At 56.5% G+C, this 23,845-nt stretch carries 19 protein-coding genes; 16 read left to right on the forward strand and 3 right to left on the reverse strand.

The window, feature by feature from the left end; all coding sequences use genetic code 11:
- Window positions 1–87 precede the first annotated feature (87 nt).
- Genes HMPREF2924_RS34985 through HMPREF2924_RS26780 form a run of 3 tightly spaced genes read left to right on the forward strand, consistent with a single transcriptional unit; the run spans window position 88 to window position 1,252 of the window.
- The gene (locus HMPREF2924_RS34985) at window positions 88–375 is read left to right on the forward strand and encodes a hypothetical protein (protein ID WP_044286366.1); all 288 of its coding nucleotides are present in this window, start codon (window positions 88–90) and stop codon (window positions 373–375) included.
- Between the two features lie 5 nt (window positions 376–380).
- The gene (locus tag HMPREF2924_RS34990) at window positions 381–644 is read left to right on the forward strand and encodes a BPSL0761 family protein (protein ID WP_071535074.1); all 264 of its coding nucleotides are present in this window, start codon (window positions 381–383) and stop codon (window positions 642–644) included.
- A gap of 2 nt (window positions 645–646) precedes the next feature.
- Window positions 647–1,252 carry a DUF6088 family protein gene (locus HMPREF2924_RS26780; RefSeq protein ID WP_023095076.1) on the forward strand — a complete coding sequence of 202 codons (606 nt, stop codon included), beginning with the start codon at window positions 647–649 and terminating at the stop codon, window positions 1,250–1,252.
- 65 nt (window positions 1,253–1,317) lie between these two features.
- Here HMPREF2924_RS26780 and HMPREF2924_RS26785 read toward each other — a convergent pair whose 3' ends face one another.
- Window positions 1,318–1,875 carry a hypothetical protein gene (locus HMPREF2924_RS26785; RefSeq protein WP_023095077.1) on the reverse strand — a complete coding sequence of 186 codons (558 nt, stop codon included), beginning with the start codon at window positions 1,873–1,875 and terminating at the stop codon, window positions 1,318–1,320.
- Between the two features lie 295 nt (window positions 1,876–2,170).
- Window positions 2,171–2,293: a hypothetical protein gene (locus HMPREF2924_RS34995; protein WP_047283398.1), complete on the reverse strand. Its 123-nt coding sequence runs from the start codon at window positions 2,291–2,293 to the stop codon at window positions 2,171–2,173.
- 236 nt (window positions 2,294–2,529) lie between these two features.
- Here HMPREF2924_RS34995 and HMPREF2924_RS35000 point away from each other — a divergent pair, with 236 nt between their 5' ends.
- The 3 genes from HMPREF2924_RS35000 (at window position 2,530) to HMPREF2924_RS26795 (ending at window position 8,569) form a co-directional block, all read left to right on the forward strand.
- Window positions 2,530–2,997, forward strand: coding sequence for a hypothetical protein (locus HMPREF2924_RS35000; RefSeq protein ID WP_047283399.1), 468 nt, complete (start codon window positions 2,530–2,532; stop codon window positions 2,995–2,997).
- The gene (locus HMPREF2924_RS36640; protein WP_003292747.1) at window positions 2,994–5,441 is read left to right on the forward strand and encodes a hypothetical protein; all 2,448 of its coding nucleotides are present in this window, start codon (window positions 2,994–2,996) and stop codon (window positions 5,439–5,441) included. Before HMPREF2924_RS35000 ends, HMPREF2924_RS36640 begins: the two co-directional genes overlap by 4 nt.
- A gap of 68 nt (window positions 5,442–5,509) precedes the next feature.
- On the forward strand, window positions 5,510–8,569 hold the full coding sequence (locus tag HMPREF2924_RS26795; RefSeq protein ID WP_078451880.1) for a tyrosine-type recombinase/integrase: 3,060 nt from the start codon (window positions 5,510–5,512) through the stop codon (window positions 8,567–8,569).
- A gap of 17 nt (window positions 8,570–8,586) precedes the next feature.
- Here the strand turns inward: HMPREF2924_RS26795 and HMPREF2924_RS26800 are convergent, their stop codons facing one another.
- Window positions 8,587–8,799, reverse strand: coding sequence for a helix-turn-helix domain-containing protein (locus HMPREF2924_RS26800; RefSeq protein ID WP_023086889.1), 213 nt, complete (start codon window positions 8,797–8,799; stop codon window positions 8,587–8,589).
- Between the two features lie 147 nt (window positions 8,800–8,946).
- Between HMPREF2924_RS26800 and HMPREF2924_RS26805 the strand changes: the two genes are divergently transcribed.
- From HMPREF2924_RS26805 to HMPREF2924_RS26845, 10 genes are all read left to right on the forward strand, one after another.
- Window positions 8,947–9,180, forward strand: a complete 234-nt coding sequence (locus tag HMPREF2924_RS26805; RefSeq protein ID WP_019341962.1) for a hypothetical protein — start codon at window positions 8,947–8,949, stop codon at window positions 9,178–9,180.
- Window positions 9,173–10,333: a site-specific integrase gene (locus HMPREF2924_RS26810; protein WP_023095079.1), complete on the forward strand. Its 1,161-nt coding sequence runs from the start codon at window positions 9,173–9,175 to the stop codon at window positions 10,331–10,333. Before HMPREF2924_RS26805 ends, HMPREF2924_RS26810 begins: the two co-directional genes overlap by 8 nt.
- An 11-nt stretch (window positions 10,334–10,344) precedes the next feature.
- On the forward strand, window positions 10,345–10,629 hold the full coding sequence (locus HMPREF2924_RS26815; protein WP_023095080.1) for a hypothetical protein: 285 nt from the start codon (window positions 10,345–10,347) through the stop codon (window positions 10,627–10,629).
- 246 nt (window positions 10,630–10,875) lie between these two features.
- Window positions 10,876–12,357, forward strand: coding sequence for a sigma-54 interaction domain-containing protein (locus tag HMPREF2924_RS26820; protein ID WP_023100730.1), 1,482 nt, complete (start codon window positions 10,876–10,878; stop codon window positions 12,355–12,357).
- 48 nt (window positions 12,358–12,405) lie between these two features.
- Window positions 12,406–15,786 (forward strand): type I restriction endonuclease subunit R, encoded by a 3,381-nt coding sequence (locus HMPREF2924_RS26825; RefSeq protein WP_031634796.1) that lies wholly within the window; start codon window positions 12,406–12,408, stop codon window positions 15,784–15,786.
- A gap of 8 nt (window positions 15,787–15,794) precedes the next feature.
- The gene (rmuC, locus tag HMPREF2924_RS26835; RefSeq protein WP_023095083.1) at window positions 15,795–17,918 is read left to right on the forward strand and encodes a DNA recombination protein RmuC; all 2,124 of its coding nucleotides are present in this window, start codon (window positions 15,795–15,797) and stop codon (window positions 17,916–17,918) included.
- The gene (locus tag HMPREF2924_RS26840; RefSeq protein ID WP_023095084.1) at window positions 17,918–19,501 is read left to right on the forward strand and encodes a type I restriction-modification system subunit M; all 1,584 of its coding nucleotides are present in this window, start codon (window positions 17,918–17,920) and stop codon (window positions 19,499–19,501) included. Before rmuC ends, HMPREF2924_RS26840 begins: the two co-directional genes overlap by 1 nt.
- On the forward strand, window positions 19,498–20,676 hold the full coding sequence (locus HMPREF2924_RS35010; protein WP_023095085.1) for a restriction endonuclease subunit S: 1,179 nt from the start codon (window positions 19,498–19,500) through the stop codon (window positions 20,674–20,676). The genes HMPREF2924_RS26840 and HMPREF2924_RS35010 overlap by 4 nt, the downstream gene beginning before the upstream one ends.
- Before the next feature lie 14 nt (window positions 20,677–20,690).
- Window positions 20,691–20,837 (forward strand): hypothetical protein, encoded by a 147-nt coding sequence (locus tag HMPREF2924_RS35960; protein WP_023095086.1) that lies wholly within the window; start codon window positions 20,691–20,693, stop codon window positions 20,835–20,837.
- A gap of 48 nt (window positions 20,838–20,885) precedes the next feature.
- Entirely contained in the window at window positions 20,886–23,816 is a 2,931-nt protein-coding gene (locus tag HMPREF2924_RS26845; protein WP_023095087.1) for a UvrD-helicase domain-containing protein, read from the forward strand.
- The last annotated feature ends 29 nt before the right edge of the window (window positions 23,817–23,845 follow it).

The raw sequence follows: 23,845 nt of genomic DNA on the forward strand, positions 1-23,845 counted from the left end.
CTGAGCAAGGGTGGGGCGGCTGGACGCTTACGATGTGGGGCCTGGCCAAGTGGATGGAGCGGCAGGAGGCCAAGACGGAGTGCAGTCATGATTGAGCACACAGATCCGGGTTGGTCTGCATGCCCAAGACTGCAGGCTTTGCCGCTTTCTGCACGGCAAACACTAATTGGCATTGCACCTTATCTGGAGCGGTTTCACAGCGGGCGGGAAGGCCTGCAGGAATTCCAGGTTGATGGACTGCTGTTCTACCCACTGGAGCTAATCAAGGGCGTGCTGGTACTTTCGCCTCAATGGCCGCGGCGCTTAACTGCGCGCTGGGTGGCGGGCGCTGGCGAGCCAGCTGTCTGGGACTTTGAGTTCATGACCAGGAGATAACGAGATTGACTCTTCCTTATGAAAGAACACGCGCCATCGTCAAAACAGAGGAGTTCCTGCGTGAACTCTCCCGTCATTCGGGGTTACCGCAGGATATCCGCAGCTATGCGAAAAGCCTGCTCAGGCACTATCCATCTGCCGATCAAATTTTCTCGCTGGGGCGCCTTGAGGAATGCCTGGTAAGCGATGGGCCTGAAGATGAGTATCGACGTCGGGTAATCGCTTTCCATCAGCCGTTGCTCTGCTCGTCGCTGGAGTCGACACGATAGCAATGTCCCGCCCTCATTCTGAGCCGCCGGTGTCTCACCTCGTCACGCAGCGGGTTAAGTTTCTGCGCAAGGGGAGGCCTTTCAGCATCAGGTGTCTTGCAGGGCTTGGTTCGAGCTCGGCCATCTCCAAGGCAGTCGCCCAGCTCGTTCGCCGTGGCGAGCTTGAGCGTGTGTACCGTGGCATCTACATGCGGCCGAAATACAGTCAGTACACTGGTCGGGTTCATCGTCCTGGGCCTTGGGACTTGGTGAATCTGATTGCCAGGCAGAACCGTTGGAAGCTGCAGATCCACGGCGCTGATGCCGTGAGACGTTTCGGGCTGAGTACACAGATGCCGGTCATCCCGATCTATTACACGAGCGGCTCCAGTCGATCTCTATTCGTGGGGAAGGCCGAGATCAGGCTCGTGCATGCCGCTCCGATGGTGATGCAGTGCGCAGGAACCAAAGTGGGGATGACCATCAGCGCTCTGTTTTATCTCGGCAAAGGTGGTACTACGCCGGAGTGTGTTGCTGTAATAAAAAAAGCTCTCAGCCCTGAAGACCTGAGCAAAATAGTGGCCTGCAGAATGCCGAAATGGATGCGCGCAGCGCTGGAGACAACATGAGCTGGTAAGAAGCAGCCAGACACTCCGTTTGGCTGCCTATCCCTCTATCAGAGTCGGACCTGGATCTATTGCTGGCTGCCCTTCTCCATATTTATCCGCGCCCTGCGTATAAAGCTCACCGACACATTGAACCGGCGCGCAAGCTCTGCATCAGAAACGCCCCCGAACTCCGATGCAATTTCGGGGGTTATTTCTGGCAGCGGTCGTTTGTACGACTGTATTCCAAGCTCCTTGCGCTTTTTCTTGACCGGGAAATTGCTGACGCCGAGCCGGTCAGCAACCTCTGTGTCCGGCATTCTTCCTAGCAGTGCTATGGTCTCGCTGGTCCAAATGTCCTCGAGAGGCTTGAAGCGCTCTCGAATTGTCTTTGGCTCTGGGATCTTAAGCTCTGCTCTGGCTTGTTCGATACGTTTGATGGAAACACCGAATCCTTTCGCAAGTCGATGATTGGTTTCCATCGCCAGTTGCGTAACCAGCGCCGCGGGAAGCTCGGCCCTTCCGGGGAAGAACTTTGGAATGTCGCTGGAATGACGGAAGCGCCGAACAGTGCTGGCGCCGATACCAAAACGCCTGGCCACTTCACGATCGCTCATTTCCCCTGCGTATGATTTCCAGTCACTCATTGTGCTCGCTCCTAATCCGAGGCTGGCCTCGCTCGATTTGCATACGGCCTTGTATTAAGAGTGCCCCTTGAAATACCCCTGATTACCAGATCGTATTGGCATAGCTTTCGGTTCCAGGTCCTGCCAAGGAAACAGCGCTAATGAAATTGCTTGCGGGAAGGCGGAGGAAATTCCGCGCATGCGCGGAATTTCGCAAGGGTGAGCAGGATTGGATTGGGGGTAGAGAGGGCTCAGGAGATAGGCCACCAAGCCGTCCGTTTCAGTTGGTGTGTGGTCAGCCGAAGGGCATTGATGCTCAGGGATGGTGTGCAACGAGTTGCTCTACCTCGTCGATGATTTCTGCTTCCGTGTAGCCCAAGGGTTTAGCCAGCTTGAGCAAGGTGGTGATGGTTGGCTGGTTGATGCCCCGTTTGGTCAAGAAACCCGTCCTGGCTGAATTCGTCGCTCAGGCTTCCATCGCGCCAGGGTGGTTTCCCGGTCAGAACATGAGAATTTTCCGCGCATGCGCGGAATCAGTAGAAACGGCTATTGGCATAGAGTGGGTATTTCACGCCATCCGGCCGAACCCAAACTCACGTGTCCATCAATTCACCCCTCAAACAGGGTACTAACGCCTCGCATTGTCTAGTAGTTCCCACACTAGCGAGAGGCGTCATGCTGACGATCAAATTAGGCGACATCCACGGAATTCATCCCGATTTTTCTCGTGTCGAGTGCGAGCTGGATCTGGCCCCGATAGGCCTTCCTGATCCAGCTCTGATACCCAAGGCGTTGGCCACTCGGATCAATGAGGTTTACCCATTGGTGATCTGTGGCCCAGATGCACTGTGTATCGGCCAAACGACGCTATATCGATGGCTCAAGGCGCACACGGATCCCGAAACACCAGTGCGCTGTATTGAGTGGCCGAAGGGGCGAATCAAGCAGTTTGCCTACCAACTCGTGCTGATTGAGCGCTTGGTTGCACCTGCCCTGGCTCAGATTACGCGGCAACAGGTACGAGATTTATACGCCAACATCGGATCTGCAAAGGAGCAGTGGCCTCACGAATATCGAAGTCACGCCCACCTAGCTCGGCTGGTCGGGGTAAAACCGCTCAGGGGCTGTGAGGGTGAGAAATGAGCAAGCGCGAAATCCTGTTGAGGCTCGCCTCTGAACAGGGACAGTCTCCCTGGATCGTCAGTGAAATTCTCAATTTGCTAGGTTCTCACCCCGAACTAATTGACCTGCCACGTGCGATTGATCAGCTCGTACGAGTGCTCCGCACATGCAGTGTTGGTGTGCCGATTGGTCTAGAAAACTCTGATGACATCGTTTTACATGAGGCCTGCGAGTGGCTTATCTCCTTATCCCGCCAACCCAACATCCGAGTGCTTTTGGGCGAGCAGTTTTGGCTAGGGAACAACAGGTCGGCAAGGAATCCTGTCCACCAGCGCGGTGTAAAAATTTTTGGATTTCCCTATGCATCTTTTCTGCACATATTCAGCGACTACGAAAATGCTCAGGACTACGAGCGACTGCTCGCGCAGTTGCTCATTGCATCTCATAAAATAGGTACCGATCGCCTGATCAGTCAGCGCTACGAGGTTTACAAAGCGCTCGGCAACTTATGCGGACAGCGAAATTTCTTCATCTCACCTGAGTTAAAGGTCTGGGACACCACCGAGAAGTTTGTGGTGAGCTGTAGAGGATTTCTGCCTGGAAAATCGAGATCAGAAAATGCCGAGAATTTTGCTGCAATCGCCCGATTTGTCCGTTACTGCAACGGCGAGTCGCCACGTGTGGGTGGCGGCGGAGGCGGACATAGAGGCCAGCGTAAGGAGCAGAGTCGACCAGAACTGGTCAACTTCATAACAGAGGATCCCCGCGGATTTGTGCTGGGTGATCCCGATGATCCTGACCAGCTACCTGGTCACTACGACATCCTAGTGGGGCATACAGACACCGTTGATGGTGATCTGGCACCCGGTGAGATCAGCCCATCAACTGAGATTTGGGTGCTCGATGATGATGGTTGCGAGCGTCCGTATGTTGCTGATCTCCTAGGCCAACAAAATGTTGAGGCGCATATAGTACGAAGCAGACAGTTCCTGCCATTTTCGTACAACCAGCTCACCTTGGTGGAGTTGCGGAATTTGTTGTTTGGCGCCAGCGACCTATTCCACTCGTGTCTGCAGGAACTGTCTTGCACAAAAGACCCAGCTCGGATCCAGCTCCGAATGGAGGCGATTGTTGCTCTGCATATCAGCCTGTGGTTGGGACAGTCGATGACGCAGGTCGTCCAGTTATCCGTCGTTGATGATGAAACAGATGACACCGATGGTTTGGCATTGATCCTAGGGGATTCGGCGCTGTTCAGTATGGTCGTCAGGCGCCCAGACCTGGCTGGCGACGATCGTTGGCAGGCCTCTTCTGGTGTCCGACTATCGTTGCTGCGAATTCTATTGCCCGATCTCGCTGATAGTGCCCAGTTGGTAAAGCAGCTGCTCAAGGCATTTCCTCACTCTGCCAATCAGCTATTCACTTATCAAACTGAGCAGCTAGACGCCGAGATCAAGGGACTCCTGCTGGAATTGGGTGAAGACGACCGACGCTATACGCGAACCAAACTGCGCAGTTATTTGTTTCACCAAATAGTCACTGACACTCAGGACGTAGCAGCGGCATCCATGCTGTCAGGCGTTGAAATCCCCTCGGCGCAAACCCCGCGCTATTATCTGCAGCTCGATGCCAACCACCTCCGCAACATTTATACGACCTCACTGGTGCGAGTGCTGACGCAGGTTTATGCATGTGCTGGTCTGGCGTATGAACCTGCCGGCCTCAATCCTGATCAAGAGGGCGGGCTGGGAGCAACTCACTGCCTGCTGCCCGAAACCATTGCGTACAATGTAAGTGCAATGGCCGCGGTTTTGCGGAAGAAAGCGAAGGGGCGTCTCAGCGATATGCTCGCTTGGCACAACTGTTACACCCTATGGTCAGTGCAGATGTTTTCGCTGATTACAGCCTGTAGGGCGATCCGCAACCCTCTGATGCTCATCGACGAGTTTGATTCTGTGTTGGGTATGGGCGCGCTGTCAGACAAGGATGCCGATGATCGTCATATGAGTCGGCTGATTTGCATGCCTCCGATGTTGAGGCGGCAAATAACAAATTACCTCGAGCACTGCGCATCTATCAGTAGGCAATTGATCGGCTATCTGTCACGGGATGATGATCGCGATAGATGGTCACGAGGTTTTTTCCTGTGGATTAGTCCGACTGGAATACGTCGTGCTGAAATTGCCCCGGACACAATTGTTCAACAGATGGTGCAGGTAGCCGGTTATACCGGCCATCGAGTCAATAGTTACCGGAAGTTCCTACGTACGGAGCTCACTGAGCGGGGCTGCCCTCCCGAGGCTCTGACTGCGCTCATGGGGCACTGGCTAAGGGGCGAAGAGCCGCAAGACGCCTATTCGTCGTTCTGCCCTGCGGCATATGCCAATGTTCTCGATGAATGGATTACCCCGCTACTGCGGGAACTTGGCTGGTCAGCCCTGAGCAGCCAGTGGGTGACCGAATGAACCTGCCCCGCCTAAACGATCAGCAGAGCAGTGTCATATGGTCGGCTCGGCTTCATGAGCCGGAATGGATGCCTGAGATGCGGGCACTTCTGAAATCGAAGGCTGCGGAGTCAGGCACAGCGTTCGGAAGATGGCTACTGAGTGAAAGTGGCATATCCGGGATTTCGAAGGCGCACGTACGTGAATTTGAGGCGTGGCTCGGCACGAATCACACGCTGCGTAACGTATTGCGTAGCATCACCCAACGAATCAGAGATCAGATTCCAGGGTTCCCGTTAGCGCGAATTGCTATTGCCATCAAGCGGGCAGCGAACCCGATCAATCCGGACGTCTACACAGCCGAGAGAATTCAACGCAGCGGCCAACTGGTTCAAGCTCTGCAACAGGGCCTGAAAATGGATCTCGACGCGCTGAGTAGAGAAGAGCGTATCGGTCTACTACTGCTGAGCGCAGCCTACAGCGGCGGATTGCTCGATGTGGCTCAGCTGAATGCGATGCTCGGCTCATCGTTGGAAAGCATTGAGTGGGTGGCGGGAATTCCCGAGATACGTCTGCGCCTATCAATCCGTGGCAAGACCGGCGCGGAATTTCGGCAGTGGTTCCCTGACCCCGCCACGCTGGCCCTGTTAATTCGCTGCGCGGATGATGTTCAAAAAAGCAGTTACAAGATGCATCGTAGGAATTGGCACATGCGCTGTGTGGATGCATTTCTGAGGAAGGTCGATATACCTGAACAGGATCAGCCACAAAATCTTAGTGAGCTGTTTGATCTGTTTAGGATGCAAATGCAACTGCGGCTTCCGCAGGTGCTGGTGAATTTTGCTTGCCGACAAGAGTTTGTCTCTCAATCCCTGCGCCCCTCATCGTGGGGCAATATCTGCGGCCAAGAGGATCTCGAGGATCCGGCGGGGACTTATGACGATGAATCTGTTTCGGATGGACCTGAGGATAGCCCTGACCCACCCGCATGGTTGCTGGAACTGCGCGATCGTGTCCGGGATAACCTGCCCATCGAGATGCCGTTGCAGGCAGAGGGTTCCGGAGAGCTTCCCGGCTTAATCCAGAGTTGGATTGCCTACATGCTGGGCGGCGCCTCTGCATACGGCCACAGTGCCGGGCGCCGCACCATAGATCGATATACCCGAGTACTAGGCGCAGCACTTACGTCGCAGCTAGATGGCACAAGTATTTTCGAGCTCGAAATTGGCGCGCTGGAAATCGTGTATGAATCCTCACTTGATGCTCAGGCCACAGATGGCAAACGGCGCACCCTGGCCAAGGCAATTCATGAGTTTCACACGTTCCTGCAGCGCCGCTACAGCTATCCGCCAATCAGCCCCTACTCAATCCTAGGAATCGGTAAAGGCGTGACCCGTGTGGATGCCCGTATTATCAGCGAGGACCAGTACCAGACGGTTCTACAGGCGCTCGGCACCTGCGGGCTGGAGCTGCGCTCGCCACGCCTGGTCACTGCAGCCAGAATCCTACTGTTTCTGGGGTTTCGACTGGGGCTGCGGCGTAACGAGGCTCTCAAGCTTCGCCTACGTGATTTGCATCTGCCCGAGTTGTCGATAGAGGAAACAGCACGTATTCAGGCACGGCGCCCGAACATGCGCAGGCTATCCAGCAATGAATTGGTCGGAATGGAACTGCCAGTTGATCTGCTCATCCGTCCCCATGCACACCGCGGATTGAAAACCCAGAATGCCGTTCGGCGTTTGCCACTACGTGAGTTGCTTGAGCCCGATGAACTCACGCTGCTGATTGACTGGTATCGAGAGCGACAATACGAAGAAAACCAAAATCCAACGTCGGAATTCCTTTTCTGTATCCCGCAGCTAAAAACGCAGTGGATCAGCGAGAGCTGCCTGTTCCCGGCCCTGCATAACTGCATGCGCGCGGTTACTGGTTCTGAGTCCCTGCATTACCATCACCTGCGCCATTCCTGCGCTACCTGGCTTTTTTTCAAGCTGATGGTGGCGCACAACCGGCTCTCACCAGAGCTGATTTTCCGTGATCTGCCCCTAACCACGCGCTGGCTAAGGGATGACCTCAGATTGCGCAAAGCACTGCTGCCGAATGAGGGCCCCACCCGGCGAATCGTCCATATTGTCAGTGCCATCCTCGGGCACAGCAGCCCAAAAACTACTCTGTTGCACTACGTGCATAGCCTGCCGCAGGGCATGGCCATGATGTGGCAATGGAATCCCCAGCATTGGCTATTCAATGCCGCAAACGTTGCCAAGATAGCCGAGGTGAGCCAGCCCACTATGAGTGCTGAGCCCAATGATGGCATTCCGGTTGAGTGCCAACTGCTACTCAACATCATCGGTCGCATTAGGCCAATTAAAGAGTGCAAGCGCACTCGGAAGAAGGCGCGTCCAAGCCCGGCTCAACAGGTGGAGCAGAACTGGGCGATTGGGCGAATTCAGACTATCGAGTCGATGCTGGCGTATACCTCATATGCCGAGCAGACGGGTCGAGAGGTCAATCTCGATTGGATCGAGTTTTCTGCTGATGAACGAGAAATGATGCTTGAGCGGGCACGCTGTATCCGCGATATGCAGCAGCGACCGGGAGCAAGCAGCGCAAGCCCAAAACACAGGCTCCAACCTGCTCTGCATGCAGAAGGTTCGTCGTATCTGTCGCTGCTGCCATCGCCTCCAAAGCATGGGAGCCGCGTCGCAGTGGCCGAGTATGCGCAGCGCCTCTACGAACTGCTCGAAGGTCCCGACAGCGAACGCGCCCAGCGCGTGATTGATGATTTTGTTGAGCGCTGCTGGCTGACTGAAACCACGCTACGATTCCAGCGTGATTGTGACGAGGGCCATGCCCAAGACTACCTATGGCTTCTCAGTGTTATAGGTGTTCCGGCTCGGTCTATAGAGCTGATCGTCTACGACACCAACAAGCCGAAGACAACCAAGTCTTACTGGCGTCAACAACTCGGAAACACTCGCCGCCCGTTCATTCAGCACGCGCCTGAGAACAACGATGTAGCGAATCTACATTTGGGTATAAGGGCGAAGCTTGAGTTAAAGGATCAGGCTAAGGAGAACCATCACTCCGGCGCGGCCTTGCGCTACCTGATGTTGATGGCTTCCATTGACTGGCATTTCCGCGCCTGACCCAGTCCGGAGGGCTTTCAGCCCTCCGGATCCTCCTGCAGTTCCAGCAACTCTCCCACCTGGCAGTTCAGGTACTGGCAGATTATTTCCAGGTCCTTGAGCTCTACCCTCTGCGCGGTCTCGTGATAGAGCCGCGTGAGGGTTCCGCGGTTGATCCCGGTGTCCCTGACCACGTCACTGATCTTCAGTTTCCGCTCGCCGAGTAAGCGAGACAAATGGCACTTGACCATCTAAATCTCCAAAAATGATCTGCAGGAGATCATTTTGTCCTTGCAAAGCTCAAAATGAGCGCTATATTGATCTGCAGGAGGTCATTATGAGCACTCAGAAGCTCATAAGAATCCGCTGTCGTTCAATTTAGCAGAGAGGGCATAGCCATGTCTCACACATACCTGACTACCGAGGAACTGGCCACGCGCATGAAGTACGACGCGCGCACCATCCGTAATCGTTTGAAAGATTCAGTCCTCCTGGAAGGGATTCACTACTTCCGCCCCTTTGGCGGCCGCAAGATTCTTTTCATCTGGGAAGCAGTCGAAGAAGACATGCAGAAATTCTCGCGGACTTCCGGGCTGGTGCCGATGGCCGGCGGGGGTATCTGCCATGGGTAAGATTCGAGCGCGTGCAGACAACGAAAAGTTGTTCTTTGACTTCACCTACATGGATCAGCGCTGCCGCGAGCAGACCACGCTGCCTGATACGCCCGCAAACCGGAAAAAACTGCAGAAGATCCTGGAGCGCATCGAAGCAGAAATCACCCTTGGGAGCTTCGACTATGCCACCTACTTTCCTCAAAGCAGCAAAGTACTGGAGATCAGTAGGCTGCAGGCTGGCTGTGCATCGCTGAAAACACCACTGTTCAGGGATTTTGCCGAACTGTGGTTTGAGGAGATGAGGGTCGAGTGGCGTGAATCGCACGCCAAAACCGTACGCCTTACTCTCGATAAGCACTTGCTGCCTGAGTTTGGCAAAAAAGAGGTCAGCGCCATCACCAAAGCAGAACTTCTGTCCTTCCGCTCGGCACTCGGCAAAGTCCCCGGGCAGAAAGGTCAGAGTCTGACAGCGACGCGAATCAACCACATCATGACGCCATTGCGCATGATCCTTAGTGAGGCAGCTGACCGCTTCGAGTTTACCTCGCCATACCTCAACATCAAATCACTGAAAGTCCCCAAGACAGACGTGGAGCCCTTCACCCTGGATGAGGTGCTGCAGATTCTCGGTGCCGTGCGTGAGGACTTCCGCAATTACTACACCGTGCGCTTTTTCACCGGAATGCGTACAGCCGAAGTTGATGGTTTGCAGTGGAAGTACGTCGACTTTCAGCGTCGGCAGATTCTGATCCGTGAAACCTGGGTGGGCGGCAAGCTCGACTACACCAAGAACGACGGCTCACAGCGTGAAATCGACATGTCCGAGCCGGTTTACCAGGCGCTCATCGGCCAGCGCGAGAAAACCGGCAGCGGCCAGTTCGTCTTCTGCACCCGCGAAGGCACGCCGCACGCATACCGCAACATCAACGACCGGGTTTGGTACCCGCTGCTGCGACACCTGGGTTTGCGCAGGCGGCGTCCCTACCAAACCCGCCATACAGCCGCGACCCTTTGGCTGGCTGCCGGTGAAAACCCGGAGTGGATCGCCCGACAGATGGGACACACCACCACCGAGATGCTGTTCCGCGTCTATTCGCGCTATGTCCCCAACCTGACTCGCCGCGATGGCAGCGCCTTCGACAACCTGATTAAAGCCAATCTCAAGGCCTGAGGAGCTTCCAAATGAAACTGATCAAACGTGACAACGTAACCCCCCTCCATCCATCGATGGAGGCCCGCGAGCATCAGTACCTAAAGCATCTGGCTTCAGCCATGAGTCACTACCTTGAGAATCCCCATGGCACTGAGCTTGTTTGCATTCTGGGCTCTGGCTACGAGAAGGATAATTGGCATGCTCTCGAAACCTGGGTCGCCTATCACCGCAACGAAGTTTTCGAAAAACGCCTGGAGGGGCGTAGCCCGCTGGACTATCTGATCGAGAAGCTTGAAAGCCAGTTGGCTAACTAAATTCACAAGGGGCCGAAAGGCCCCTTCATTGTTCTGTCCGACAGTGCTGGACCTGTTCTCGTCTTTCGTCAATCTTGGTTTGGATGGAGTCTCCGATCCCCCTGTCGGGAACGCTCAACTTGAACATGTAGTCAGGCAGTTAAAGACCCGGGTTGAAGGATTGGTTTACTATCCAAGCCGCGAACTAGAGCACATTTTTTCTCCTGCCCGCTGATGGGCAAGAGGGAGGCCGGGAGTACAGGGACAGTGGCAAACAAGCAGCGCGTATTGGCCAGCTGGGTTGGCGGGAATGATCTCAAAGCAGTCGCAGGCGCTGAGGCGGGCCCGATTCTGGCGACCATTAACACGGTTTCTGTTGATAGCGTCGAGCTTCTTTGCTCATACCCCTCCGAGCGCGTTGAACCCTACCTAGCCTGGCTGCGCCAGCAGGTCGATGTATCAATCACCGCGCATTACGTTTCCCTGTCTTCCCCCGTTCATTTCGGGGAGATCTACCAGGCCGCCAGTCAGCATTTAAAGCGCCTCAATACTCCCGCAAACCAGCTCTCCATTCTGCTCAGCCCCGGCACGCCGGCCATGCAAGCGGTGTGGATTCTGCTGGGCAAAACGCGATACCCGGCGACTTTCTACCAGTCTTCACTTGAGCAAGGCGTGCAGCAGGTTGAGGTGCCGTTTGAAATCGCGGCTGAGTATGTACCAGCGGCCAATGCCATCAGCACCGACAAGCTGGTTCAGCTCGCCGGGCTGGATGCCCCTGTGGATGCAGCCTTCGACAGCATCGTGACGCAGAGCGAGCGCATGCTGGTGCTCAAGGCGCAGGCGCAAATACTCGCGGCGAAGCAGGTGCCGGTGCTGATCTACGGTGAAACCGGCACCGGCAAAGAGCTGTTTGCCCGTGCCATTCACAACGCCGGCCCACGTTCTGCAGCGCCCTTTGTTGCGGTGAACTGCGGTGCCATCGTGCCGGAGCTGATCGACTCCACCCTGTTTGGCCACAAGAAGGGCGCATTCACCGGAGCGATTGCGGATCGCCCAGGAGTGTTCCAACAGGCCCATGGCGGCACGCTGTTTCTCGATGAGTTCGGTGAGCTGACGCCGGATGTGCAGGTGCGACTGCTGCGTGTACTGCAGGAAGGCACCTTCACCCCAGTCGGCTCCAGCCAGGAATTCAAGGTCGATGTGCGGCTGATTACCGCCACCCACCGCAACCTGATGCAGGAAGTCGCCCAGGGGCGCTTCCGCGAAGACCTGTTCTACCGCATTGCTGTGGGCGTACTGCACCTGCCGCCGCTTAGAGAGCGCGAAGGTGACCTGCTATTACTGTCGGAAAGGCTGCTGGCAGGCATCGCCAGTCAGGATGCGAGTCTGGGCGATAAGAAAATTTCCGCAGAAGCAAAAAATCTTATTCTTCAACACCCCTGGCGTGGCAACGTTCGTGAGCTGCAATCCACCTTGTTGCGCGCAGCGCTCTGGTGTCAGGGGAATTTGATTGTTGCTCATGATATCGAGCAAGCACTGTTTAAGTTGCCGCAAGTGCGGGCCGATATATTGGCCATGGATGTTACGCAAGGTATTGATCTACAACAGGTAATTGCTGAAGTGGCAGGGCATTATCTGCGTAAGGCGCTCACACTTACCGGCAACAATAAAACCCGGGCGGCCAGCCTGCTAGGCCTTAAAAGCCAGCAAACGCTGAGCAACTGGATGGACAAATACGGCATCGAATAAAACTGGCACGGTCCTCGCTATAGGACCGACATGGACAGAATCGCCTTTATGAAATCAGTCAACTTCGAGTTCCTCCGCCCCGGCAACGAACTGCTGGCGAACCTCGCTGGCCTCGCCGAAGCTGTTCTGCACATCGACCCGGGCAGTGCGCTCACTCGCCTGCGCAGCTTTGCCGAAGAGCTTACCAAAGCCATTTACAAGGAAGAGCTGCTGCCGCGTATGCCGCAGTCGAGCTTCTACGACCTGGTGAAAAACCCGGTGTTTGTTGATTGCGTCAGCAAGCCCCTGGTGCACCAGATCAACTTCCTGCGCATCCAGGGCAACGACACCGCCCACGGTGCCGAGGGCGATTTGCGCAATGCCCAGCTGGCTCTGAAAACGGCCTACCAACTGGCCATGTACATGGCCATCAAGTACTACGGCACCGCGCAAGCTTCGATCCCCGCATTTGCCGAGGTCAAAGACCCAGCGGCGATGCTGGCCAGTCTGCAGAAAACCGTCTCCAGCTATGAGAAGGAACTCAACCAGCAGCAGGAAGCGCTACAGAGCGTGATGGACAAGCTGGAGCAGGAGCGCACCCGCCACCTCGACAAGGTCGACCCGCCTGCCAAGCCTGACCAGCAAAAGCGTCAGCAGCAGAGCCAGCAGGTGGCCGACAGCCTGCAGTGGAACGAAGCCAAAACCCGCGCATTGCTGATCGACGCCATGCTCCTGCAAGCCGGTTGGGATGTCAGCAATCCCGCGCAGGTCGGCCAGGAAGTCGAGGTCGACTTCCCCGGCAACGTCTCCGGCAAGGGCCGTGCGGACTACGTGCTATGGGGCGACAACGGTCAGCCCCTAGCCGTGATCGAGGCCAAGAAATCCGGAAATGTCAGCCTGCAAGCCGGGCGCGAACAGGCCCGCATGTACGCCGACGGTTTCGAGCGCATGGGCATGCAGCGCCCGGTGATTTTCTACAGCAACGGCTACGAGACCTTTATCTGGGACGACAAGCAGTACAACACCTATCGCCCGGTGTACGGCATCTACAGCAAGGACAGCCTGGAATACCTCGCCTATCAGCGCCAGTACCGTGTCCCCACGCTGGAGAAACACAACCCAGAGCTGAGCATTGCCGACCGGCCTTACCAGATCGAAGCGATCAAAACTGTCGCCGCGCACTTCCAGCAGCAGCGCCGCAAAGCCCTGATCATCCAGGCCACGGGCACCGGCAAAACCCGCGTGGCCATCGCCTTGGCTGAGTTGCTGCTGCGTACCGGCTGGGCCAAACGCGTGCTGTTCCTCTGCGACCGCAAAGAGCTGCGCGTGCAGGCCGATGACGCTTTCAAGCAAAACCTGCCCAGCGAGCCGCGCTGTGTGATCGGCGAAACCGGCAAGGTCGACCAGACCGCGCGCATCTACATCGCCACCTACCCGGGCATGATGAACCGCTTCGCCCAGCTTGATGTGGGCTTCTTCGACCTGATCATCGCCGACGAAAGCCACCGCAGCATCTACAACAAGTACCGCGACCTGTTCGACTACTTCGACGCGCTGCAGGTCGGCCTCACCGCCACGCCGGTGAAGTTCATCAGCCGCAACACCTTCGATATGTTCGACTGCGAAACCACCGATCCGACTTTCGAGTTCGGACTCGATGCTGCCATCAATAATGAGCCGCCGTATCTGGTGCCATTCCGCGTGAAGGACCTCACCACGGACTTCCTACGCGACGGCATCCACTACAACGACCTCAGCGACGATCAGAAGCGTCAGCTCGAAGAGGACCTCGGCGAAGAAGAAGCCAAGCGCACCACCATCGCCGGCAAGGACATCGGTCGCAAAATCTTCAGCGAAGACACCGACCGCATCATCCTGGAAAACCTGATCAACAACGGCATCAAGGATGAGACCGGCTCACTGGTCGGCAAAACCATCGTCTTCGCCCAGCGTCAGGACCACGCCGAGCACCTGGAAAAGCTCTTCTGCAAGCTCTACCCGCAGTACGGCACCAAGGTCTGCAAGGTCATCCACAACGCCATCCCGCACGTGGACACCCTGATCAAGGAATTCAAAAAGCCAGACAACGACTTCCGCATCGCCATCTCTGTGGACATGCTCGACACCGGTATCGACGTACCGGAAGTGGTCAATCTAGTGTTCGCCAAGCCGGTCAAATCCTGGGTCAAGTTCTGGCAGATGATCGGCCGTGGCACTCGCCTGCGCCCCAACCTGTTTGGCCCCGGTAAACACAAAACCGAGTTTCTGATTTTCGACCACTACGGCAACTTCGATTTCTTCGAGCAGGAGTATCAGGAGCCGGAAGACACCGGCAGCAAATCCCTGCTGCAAACCACCTTCGAAGCCCGCCTGGCGCTGGCCCAGGCCGCCCTGCGTCACAACCATGCCGCTGCCTTCGATGCCGCCATTGCGTTGTTGAGGGCTGACATCAACGACCTGCCCGACACCAGCGTGGCGGTAAAGCGTGAGCTGCGCGCCGTGCACCAGTTGCAACAAACCCAGCAGCTGCAGCAGTTCGATGGCAAAACCCAACACCTGCTGGCCAACACCATTGCCCCGTTGATGTCGGCCCGCGTGCTGCGCGACAAACACGCCACTGCGCTGGATAAGCTGATCGCCGGTATTCAGTGCTGCCTGGTCGAGCAGGCCACCTGCTTCGAAGACGGCAAAATTGCCCTGCTGGCCGAGTTGGACAAGCTCGCCGTGAATATCCAGGCCGTGCGCCAGAAGGATGCCCTGATCGCCGAAGTACGCAGCGCCGACTTCTGGCTGCAGCCGAGCATCGACAAGCTGGAAAACGCCCGCCAGGAACTGCGCGGCATCATGAAATATCGTCAGACCGGCACCGGGCCGGGTGATGCCATAGGAACCACCAAAACCAAGGATGGCAACCTGCTGGGTGACGAACGCGCGGTTTATATCAACGGTGCCAGCGAGGCCATGATCTACCGCCGCCGCCTCAAGGACATCCTTGCCGACATGCTCGCCGCCAACCCGACCCTGCAGAAAATCCACAAGGGCGAACCCATTGCCGAGAGCGAGCTGAAAACCCTGACCTCGACCATCCTCACCAGCCACCCCGGCGTCAGCCTGGAGGTGCTCAACGAGTTCTACGGTCGTACAGCGGATCAACTCCACCTTACCGTGTGCGAGATTATTGGCCTGGATGCACACGCCATTGAGGAACACTTCAAGCAGTTCCTCCATGCGCACCCAAGCCTGACCGCCCAGCAGGTGCGCTTTATGAACCTGCTGAAAAACTACATCGCCCAGCACGGCAGCATCGTGATTGAAACACTCTACGACGCGCCGTTTTCCAGCATCTCCCACGAGGGCATCGACGGCGTGTTCGCCCCCGCCGATGTCACCGAGCTGGTGGCCGTGCTCAAGCCCTTCTTGCGCGGGGAAACCCCGCCTACCAGTCACTAGGAGTGCATATGCAAGCCAGTCAATGGACTACCGAGATCATCGTCATCACAGCAATACTTGCACTGGTCTGCGTGCTGCTGGGTTATTTCACAGCGGCATTGCGTCAGGGCCGGCAACTCAGTCTGCTGGCGGCCCAGCTTGAGCAGGCCCAACAAGCGCAAGCGACGGCAGTGGCCGGCAGCGCAGCGTTGAGTGAGCAGCTCAAAGCCGCAGAAGCACGTGCTCATGAACTCCAGCTCGCAGAAAGCACCTTGAAAGCCAAGCTGCAGGCAGCCTTCGACAATGAGGCTCGACTGAATAAGGAGCAGCAGGAATGCAAAGACTCCCTGGCTGCGTTGCAGCTGAAGCTGGACGATGCCAGCCGACAGCATCACGAAGTCGCCAAACGCCTGGAAACTGCTCAGGCCGAAGGGCGAGCGCTGCAGGGGCAAGTCTCTGAGCTGCGTGATCGTCTAACCGCAGAGCAAACTGCAGTCACCTCATTGCAAGGCGAACGTGACAATCTTAAGGACGAGCTGGCAGACCTCGATGCCAGCGCCAAGGTAGCGGCAACGGGCGAGCGAGAGGCGCGTGAGCAACTTGCTGAGATTCGCCAGAAGATGGCCGCTCAGGCTCAGGATTACAACGAGCTGCTGGGGCGTTATCAGCCGCTCAGCAATCAGCATGCGGAGCTCAAGACCTCCTTGCACAAGCGTGAGGAGCTCGTGGCTGAACTGCGTGATCGACTGCAAGCAGCGGAGGCCGTCAGCGCACAACTGCAAACCGACCGGGATCAGCTGAAGGACGCATTGGCCAGCGAAGGTCAGCGCAGCAAAGCCCTGGAAACCTCCGAGCGCGAAGTGCGTGAGCAACTGCAGGACATCAAGGCTCAACAAGTGGCCGCCGCAGAGCGTTACGATGCGCTTCAGGCCCGCTTTGCCGCACAAAGCAGCGAGTACACCAAGCTCAAGACCGAGCTGGATGAGCGCGAGGCCAGCCATGCCCGTGAGCTGGCCAACTTCGAACAGCAGAAAGCCAGCCTGAGCGAGCAGTTCAAGCTGCTCTCCAACGAGATTCTCGAAGCGAAAACCCAGGCCCTGCAGGAAAGCAGCAAGCTCAGCCTGAGTGCCGTAATGACGCCGTTCCAGCAGTCCATCGACACCTTCAAGCGCGAAGTGCAGGAGATCCATCACCGCGAGACCACCCAGCAGGGTGAGCTGCGCAAAGAGCTGGAATCGCTCAAGGCACTCAACCAGCAGATCACCACCGAGGCTCACGAGCTGTCTACCGCGTTGCGCGGGCAGAAGAAGCTGCAAGGCAACTGGGGCGAGCTGGTGCTGGAGAACGTGCTAGACCGCTCAGGCCTGCAACTGGGCAAGGACTATCTGCGCGAAGTCAGCATCACCACTGAGGAGGGTCGCCAGCGCCCAGACGCCGTGGTGTACCTGCCCCAGGGCAAGCACCTGATCATCGACGCCAAGGTCTCACTCAATGCCTATACCCGCTTCGTCAATGCCGAAGACGAAGGCGAGCGCGCTATTGCCCTCAAGGAGCATGTGCAGGCTGTCGGCAGTCGGATCAAGGAGCTGGCGGATCGTGATTACTACAAGCTGCCAGGCCTGAACTCGCCGGACATGGTGTTCATGTTCATCCCCATTGAGTCCGCTTTCGTGGAGGCGCTCAAGGCTGACGAAACCTTGTTCCAGCAGGCCATCGAGAACAACGTGCTGGTGGCAACGCCGACCACCCTGCTCACCAGCCTTAACATCGTCCGCCAGCTCTGGCGCTATGAGGATCAGAACAAGCACACTGCCGCGCTGGCCAGCCGTGCAGAGGGCGTGTTCAAAAAGCTCAATACCTTTCTGGCCAGCTTCGAGAAGATCAAGAAGGGTCTGGAGACCGCCACCGAAGCCTACGTCAAGGCCGAAGGCCAGCTGGTCAGCGGCAAGGGCAACCTGGTCAAGCAGGTGGGTGAATTCAAGAACCTGGCGCCCGCCATCAAGGCACAGCTGCCGGCCTATTTCGTCGACAAGGCTGCGCTGGAAATCGACTTTATCCCTGCCGAGCAGAACATCGAGGTGCTGACCGACAGCGCCGTCGATGAAGACCTGCTCGACGAAACCGACACTGAAACCGACTACGAGACCGCCTGATGCTCACCGGCAAAATCCGCAACGATATCGACAAGCTCTGGGAAAAGTTCTGGACTGGCGGCATCACCAACCCGCTGACCGTGATCGAGCAGATCAGCTACCTGATGTTCGCCCGCATGCTCGACATGCAGGAGGACGTGGCCGAGCGCAAAGCCAACCGCACCGGCAAGCCCTTCGACCGCCTCTTTCCCAATACCCCGGAAGGCCAGCTACTGCGCTGGAAGAACTTCCGCAACATGAGCGGCAAGGAGCTGCACAGCCACCTCAAGCAGAAGGTCTATCCGTTCTTCGCCAAGCTCGGTGGTGCCGAAGGCGAAGGCGGTGAGCGCGAAGGCCTCGGCCATATCAGTGAGTACATGCAGGACGCCGATCTGGAGATCAAGAACGAGTCCGTGCTCACCTCCGCCGTGGAGATGGTCAACGACCTGCCGCTGACCCAGAGCGACGTGAAGGGCGATATCTACGAATACCTACTGAGCAAGCTCACCACCGCCGGCATCAACGGCCAGTTCCGCACCCCGCGCCACATCATCGACGCGATGATCGAACTGATCGCCCCGCAGCCGACCGAGGTGATCTGCGACCCGGCCTGCGGCACCGCCGGCTTTCTCGCCCGCACCATGGAATACCTCAACCGTGTGCATTCCAGCCCGGAAGGCACCTTCACTGACGAAGACGGCAACCTGCATTACTCAGGCGATCTGCTCGAACCTTACCGCCAGCACATCAACAGCCAGATGTTCTGGGGCTTCGACTTCGACACCACCATGCTGCGCGTCTCCAGCATGAACATGATGCTCCACGGCGTGAACGGCGCGAACATCCGCTACCAGGACTCCCTGAGCAAATCCATCAAGGAGCACTACCCGCGTCAGGAGCAGAACTTCTTCGACGTGGTGCTGGCCAATCCGCCATTTAAAGGCAGCCTGGACGAAACCAACACCAACCCCGACGTGCTCGGCCTGGTGAAAACCAAGAAGACCGAGCTGCTGTTCGTCGCCCATATCCTCCGCTCGCTCAAACTCGGTGGCCGCGCCGCCGTGATCGTGCCGGACGGCGTGCTGTTCGGCTCCAGCAAGGCGCACCAGCAACTGCGTCAGGAGTTGCTCGATAACAACCAGCTGGAAGGCATCGTCAGCCTGCCCAGTGGCGTGTTCAAACCCTACGCCGGTGTCAGCACCGCTATCCTGATTTTCACCAAGGGCGGCACCACCGAACGTGTGTGGTTCTACGACCTGCAGGCCGATGGCTACTCGCTGGACGACAAGCGCAGCGAGCTGAAAGGCGAGGGCAGCAACGACCTGCCCGATGCCATCGCCCAGTGGCACAAATATCGGCAGATGGTGGAGGGCAATCTCAGCGCCAGCACCATCAATACCCTGTTCGGCGACAAGCGCAAAAAGGCCTTTGTTGTGCCCGCCGAGGACATCGCCGCCAACAAGTACGACCTCTCCATCAACCGCTACAAGGAAGTGGAGTACCAGCAGGAAGCTTTTGAGGACCCGAAGGTGATTCTGCAGCGGCTCAAAGGGCTGGAGCAGGAGATTCTGGCGGATCTGGATGAGCTGGAGGGGATGCTGTGAGTTGGCCTTTGGTTCAGATTGGCAAATATGCAGACAAGGTTCGGACGTGGAACCCTGCTGCTGGAGAGGAGTGTATTTTCCAGTATGTCGACCTTAGCTCTGTCGATAAAAGCAGGAAAGTTATTGATCTAGATAACGTGGCGGAAATTTCTTCTGCAGAGGCCCCAAGTCGTGCTCGTCAGTTGGTTGTGGCAGGCGATGTCCTGGTTGCAACAGTTCGGCCAAATCTGAATGGGGTCGCTGTGGTTCCTGCTGAGCTAAATGGCGCGACTGCTTCTACTGGGTATTGTGTCCTCCGAGCTGACGAAAAAAATCTGCATGGACGATATTTGTTTCATTGGGTTCAAACAGGTTCTTTTGTTGAGGACATGATGTCTAAAGCTACTGGGGCTAACTATCCAGCAGTTTCGGACAAGATAGTGAAAGAGAGCAAAATCCCCCTCCCACCCCTGCCCGAACAAAAGCGCATCGCTGCCATCCTCGACAAGGCCGACGCCATCCGCCGCAAACGCCAACAAGCCATCCAGCTCGCCGACGACTTCCTCCGCGCCGTATTTCTGGACATGTTCGGCGACCCGGTGACCAATCCAAAGGGGTGGGATACATGTAAGTTCGAGGCGCTTACGAGTCTGGTGACTTATGGCTTAACCGTTCGTCCTGAATATCACGAAGAAGGTATTCCGTTGATATCGGCTAGGGAAATTCGTACTGGTGAATTGGATTTTGAGTCTTGTCCGAAAATTTCAAGGTCAGACTTTGATGCGCTGAGTGAAAAAGGTCGGCCAAAAAAGGATGATATTTTGTTTTCCAAGACAGGCAGCATAGGTCATTGCGCCATAGTGAAATCTGAATTGGATTTTGCTGTCACTCAGAATGCCGCACGAATAGTGCCAAATAAGGAGGTTTGTGATCCGATTTTCTTGCTTGCTTTTATGAGAACAAATTATTTTTACGATTTGGCAAATAAGGAAGCAAAGGGTAATGCTGTTAAGGACTTGCAGTTGGGAATTATGAAGGATTTTCCCATGTACATTCCTCCAATTTCGCTACAAAAGAAATTTGTTGATGTTTATTCGAAAGCGTCTTTGCTCTCTGAAAAAGTAAGTGGTGGATCGATTCTCCTGAATTCTAATTTTGGAGCGTTAAGCCAAGCAGCTTTCTCCGGCCAGCTGTAGATAAGGAAATCCCCATGCGCCTCAAATCCGTCAAGCTCAGCCATTTTCGCGGCTACCGCACCACCACGGTTATTCCCATCGACGAAGCCATGACCGGTAGCGTCGGTCGTAATGACGATGGCCAATCGGTCAGCCTTGAGAGGTCAGGCTCCCTTGAATAGACAAGGCGCTCAGTGTGTCTCTCACTGACACATGCTCACAGGCTGACTATGACTGCTGAATCCTCATCGATAGATGTCGCCCCGCACTGGTTGATGCGCCTGTTTGGCGCGCAAGCGGCCACCTTCTCGTTGGGTGACAAAGGGTTAGAGGTCACGACCAAGAACGGTGAGAACTACCTGATCGAAGCGACGTCGCTGGCTAACGAGGCAACCTTCCAGGAGGGAATCGTTTTCTCCCGGCTGGTGCTGCAAACGGACTGCGGCGAAAAGGTGTTCCCTGGCCTGCGCAAGGCTGACGGTGAACGGCTATTTCAGTGGCTGCGAGCGCACTGGTTACGCAAACTGGCGCCCGAGATAGAGCAGGTCGTTCGTAAAGTCCGGGCCCTGCTGAACAAAGGGTATCCCCGCCAATCCCGGCTGGACGCGGCCAGGGTTATGGCAGAGCAAGCACTGCAGCGTTTTCAGCGTGTGCCTGAACCCCAGTGGTGCCCCGATGTAGATGTGACCCCATTCAAGTGGCTGGCAGCGGTAACCCAGTGGCAGGAAGCGGACTGGGAAAAGCTGCGCAAGCAATACGTTGATCGGCAGCTGGCGCGCAACAGTGCCTTCTTCGACACGGTAGAGAGCCAGCCGCTTACCGAGCGCCAGCGTGTTGCCTGTGTCGTGGATGAGGATAACAACCTGGTGTTGGCGGGTGCCGGTACCGGCAAGACCAGCACCATGGTAGGCCGTGCAGGTTTTTTGATGGCGAGTGGTCAGGCCCGGGCTGCGGATATTCTGATGCTGGCTTTCGCCAACAAGGCGGCAAAGGAGATGCAGGAACGTATCGATCACCGGCTGGGTAAGTGCGGTATCACCACCAGCACATTTCACAAACTGGGTAAGACGATTATTGCCAAGGTAGAGGGCGAGCAGCCCTCCCTTTCACCCTTGGCGGAAGACGACAAGGCGCTGGCCTGGCAGGTGAGCCAGTGGTTCGAGCAGCATCTCAAGACTCCCGAGTACCAGCGGCTGGCGATTGATTACTTCCAGCACCACCTGTACCCGGAGGCGAACCCCTTTGAGTTCGAGTCAGAGGGAGAGTACTACGACTACATCCTTGCCAATGATATCCGCACACTTAAAGGCGAGGCCGTGAAAAGCCTGGGTGAGTGCCTGGTGGCGAACTACCTGTTCAAGCAGGGCATCGCCTACCAGTATGAGCCTGCTTACGAGCACAAGACAGCCAGCCCCCTTTATCGCCAATACCAGCCGGATTTCTATCTGCCCGAGCAGGGTATCTATATCGAGTATTACGGTATCGACCGACAGGGCGGTACAGCCCCCTATGTAGACCGCGAGCAGTACCACCAGGGTATGGCGTGGAAGCGTCAGTTGCATGCCGATAAAGGTACGCGCCTGGTGGAGCTGTACCACTATCAGTTAATGGAAGGTGGGCTGTTTGATGCCATCGACGCGCAGCTGGCCGCACTGGGTGTTCAGTACCAGGAATTGCCCCCGGAAGCGGTGCTCGAAACGCTACGCGAGTTTGGCGCAATCAACAGCTTTGCCTTACTGCTGGCCGATCTGCTGAAGCGCTACCGCGCTAATTGTTACGAGCACGGGCAGGTGGAGGCTGCGATCAAGCGCGCGAAGAACCCGAAGCAGGTGGACGCTGCGCTGGCACTGCTGCGGCCCATTCTGGACAATTATCAGGCCCTGTTGGATAGCGCCGGTCATATCGATTTCGATGACATGATTGGCAAGGCTATTGAGTACGTCCGCGAAGGGCGTTTCCGTAGCCCGTGGCGATATATTCTGGTGGATGAGTTCCAGGATATCTCTGAGGCGCGTGCCCGCTTGATCAGGTATCTGCGGGACTCTGTGCCGGAGTGCTCGTTATTCTGCGTGGGTGACGATTGGCAGGCTATTTACCGCTTCACCGGCAGTGATCTGAGCTTTACAACGGCATTTAGTGAGCGGTTTGGCACGACCAAAGTAACGGCCCTCGATCTGACGTTCCGCTTCAACAACAGCATCAGTGATGTGGCGACGCGCTTCGTGCTGGCAAACCCGATCCAGGTCAGGAAGCAGCTTAATACGCTGCAAAAGGTTAAACGCCCTGCGGTATCCCTGCTCAGGGAAGACAACCGGCCTAAACCCGGCAGCGAGGAGCCAAGCCGGCTGGAGAAGGTCGTTGCCCGCATCGCAGAAATTGCCGAGCCTGGGAGCAGTGTCTATCTGCTTGGGCGCTACGGCTTTAACTTGCCAGACAGAGGCGAACTGCGGCGACTCGCATCGAGTTTCCCTACGTTAGCGCTGGAGTGCCACACCATTCACGCTGCCAAAGGCAAAGAAGCGGATTACGTGGTGCTGCTCGGTCTGGAGACTGGCAAGCATGGTTTCCCCTCGCAGAAAACCACGCATCCGTTGCTGGAGGCATTGCTGCCGGCACAAGAGGATTTCCCTTACGCGGAGGAGCGTCGGCTGTTTTATGTGGCCCTTACCCGGGCAAGACAGCGTGCTTATCTGATCGCCGATATGGCCGTGGCGTCGGCTTTTGTTGTCGAGTTATTGAAGAACGAATACGAGCTCGATCTTGACGAGTTCTCAACATCACTCAGTCAGCAATTGCTGCACATGCTCAAGTGCATCAAGTGTAAAACCGGGACCATGGTGTCACGCCAAAGCCAGTTTGGCCGGTTTTTTGGCTGCAATAAATTCCCGCTCTGCGCTCACAAGGAGCGCGGATGCGCGCATTGCGACTCGCAAATGCGCCGCGCTGGGCGCTTCAAGATTTGTATCAATCCAGACTGCCAACGTTGGGTGCCTACGTGCCCGAAGTGTGGTGCGGAAATGACCCAGCGAAAGGGGCGAAATGGCGAGTTTTGGGGGTGCCGGAACTATCGGTCTGAGGGTGAGGGCTGCAGGCATACAGAAAACAGGATCATGTTCGATTCGGGTTTGCTGGTTGCGGGTAGTCATGAAAGTCGTTTTTAGAATCAAGCGCGAATATAGGGATATACGCT

Source organism: Pseudomonas sp. HMSC063H08, assembly GCF_001813645.1.
GTDB classification, from domain to species: Bacteria; Pseudomonadota; Gammaproteobacteria; order Pseudomonadales; family Pseudomonadaceae; genus Pseudomonas; species Pseudomonas aeruginosa.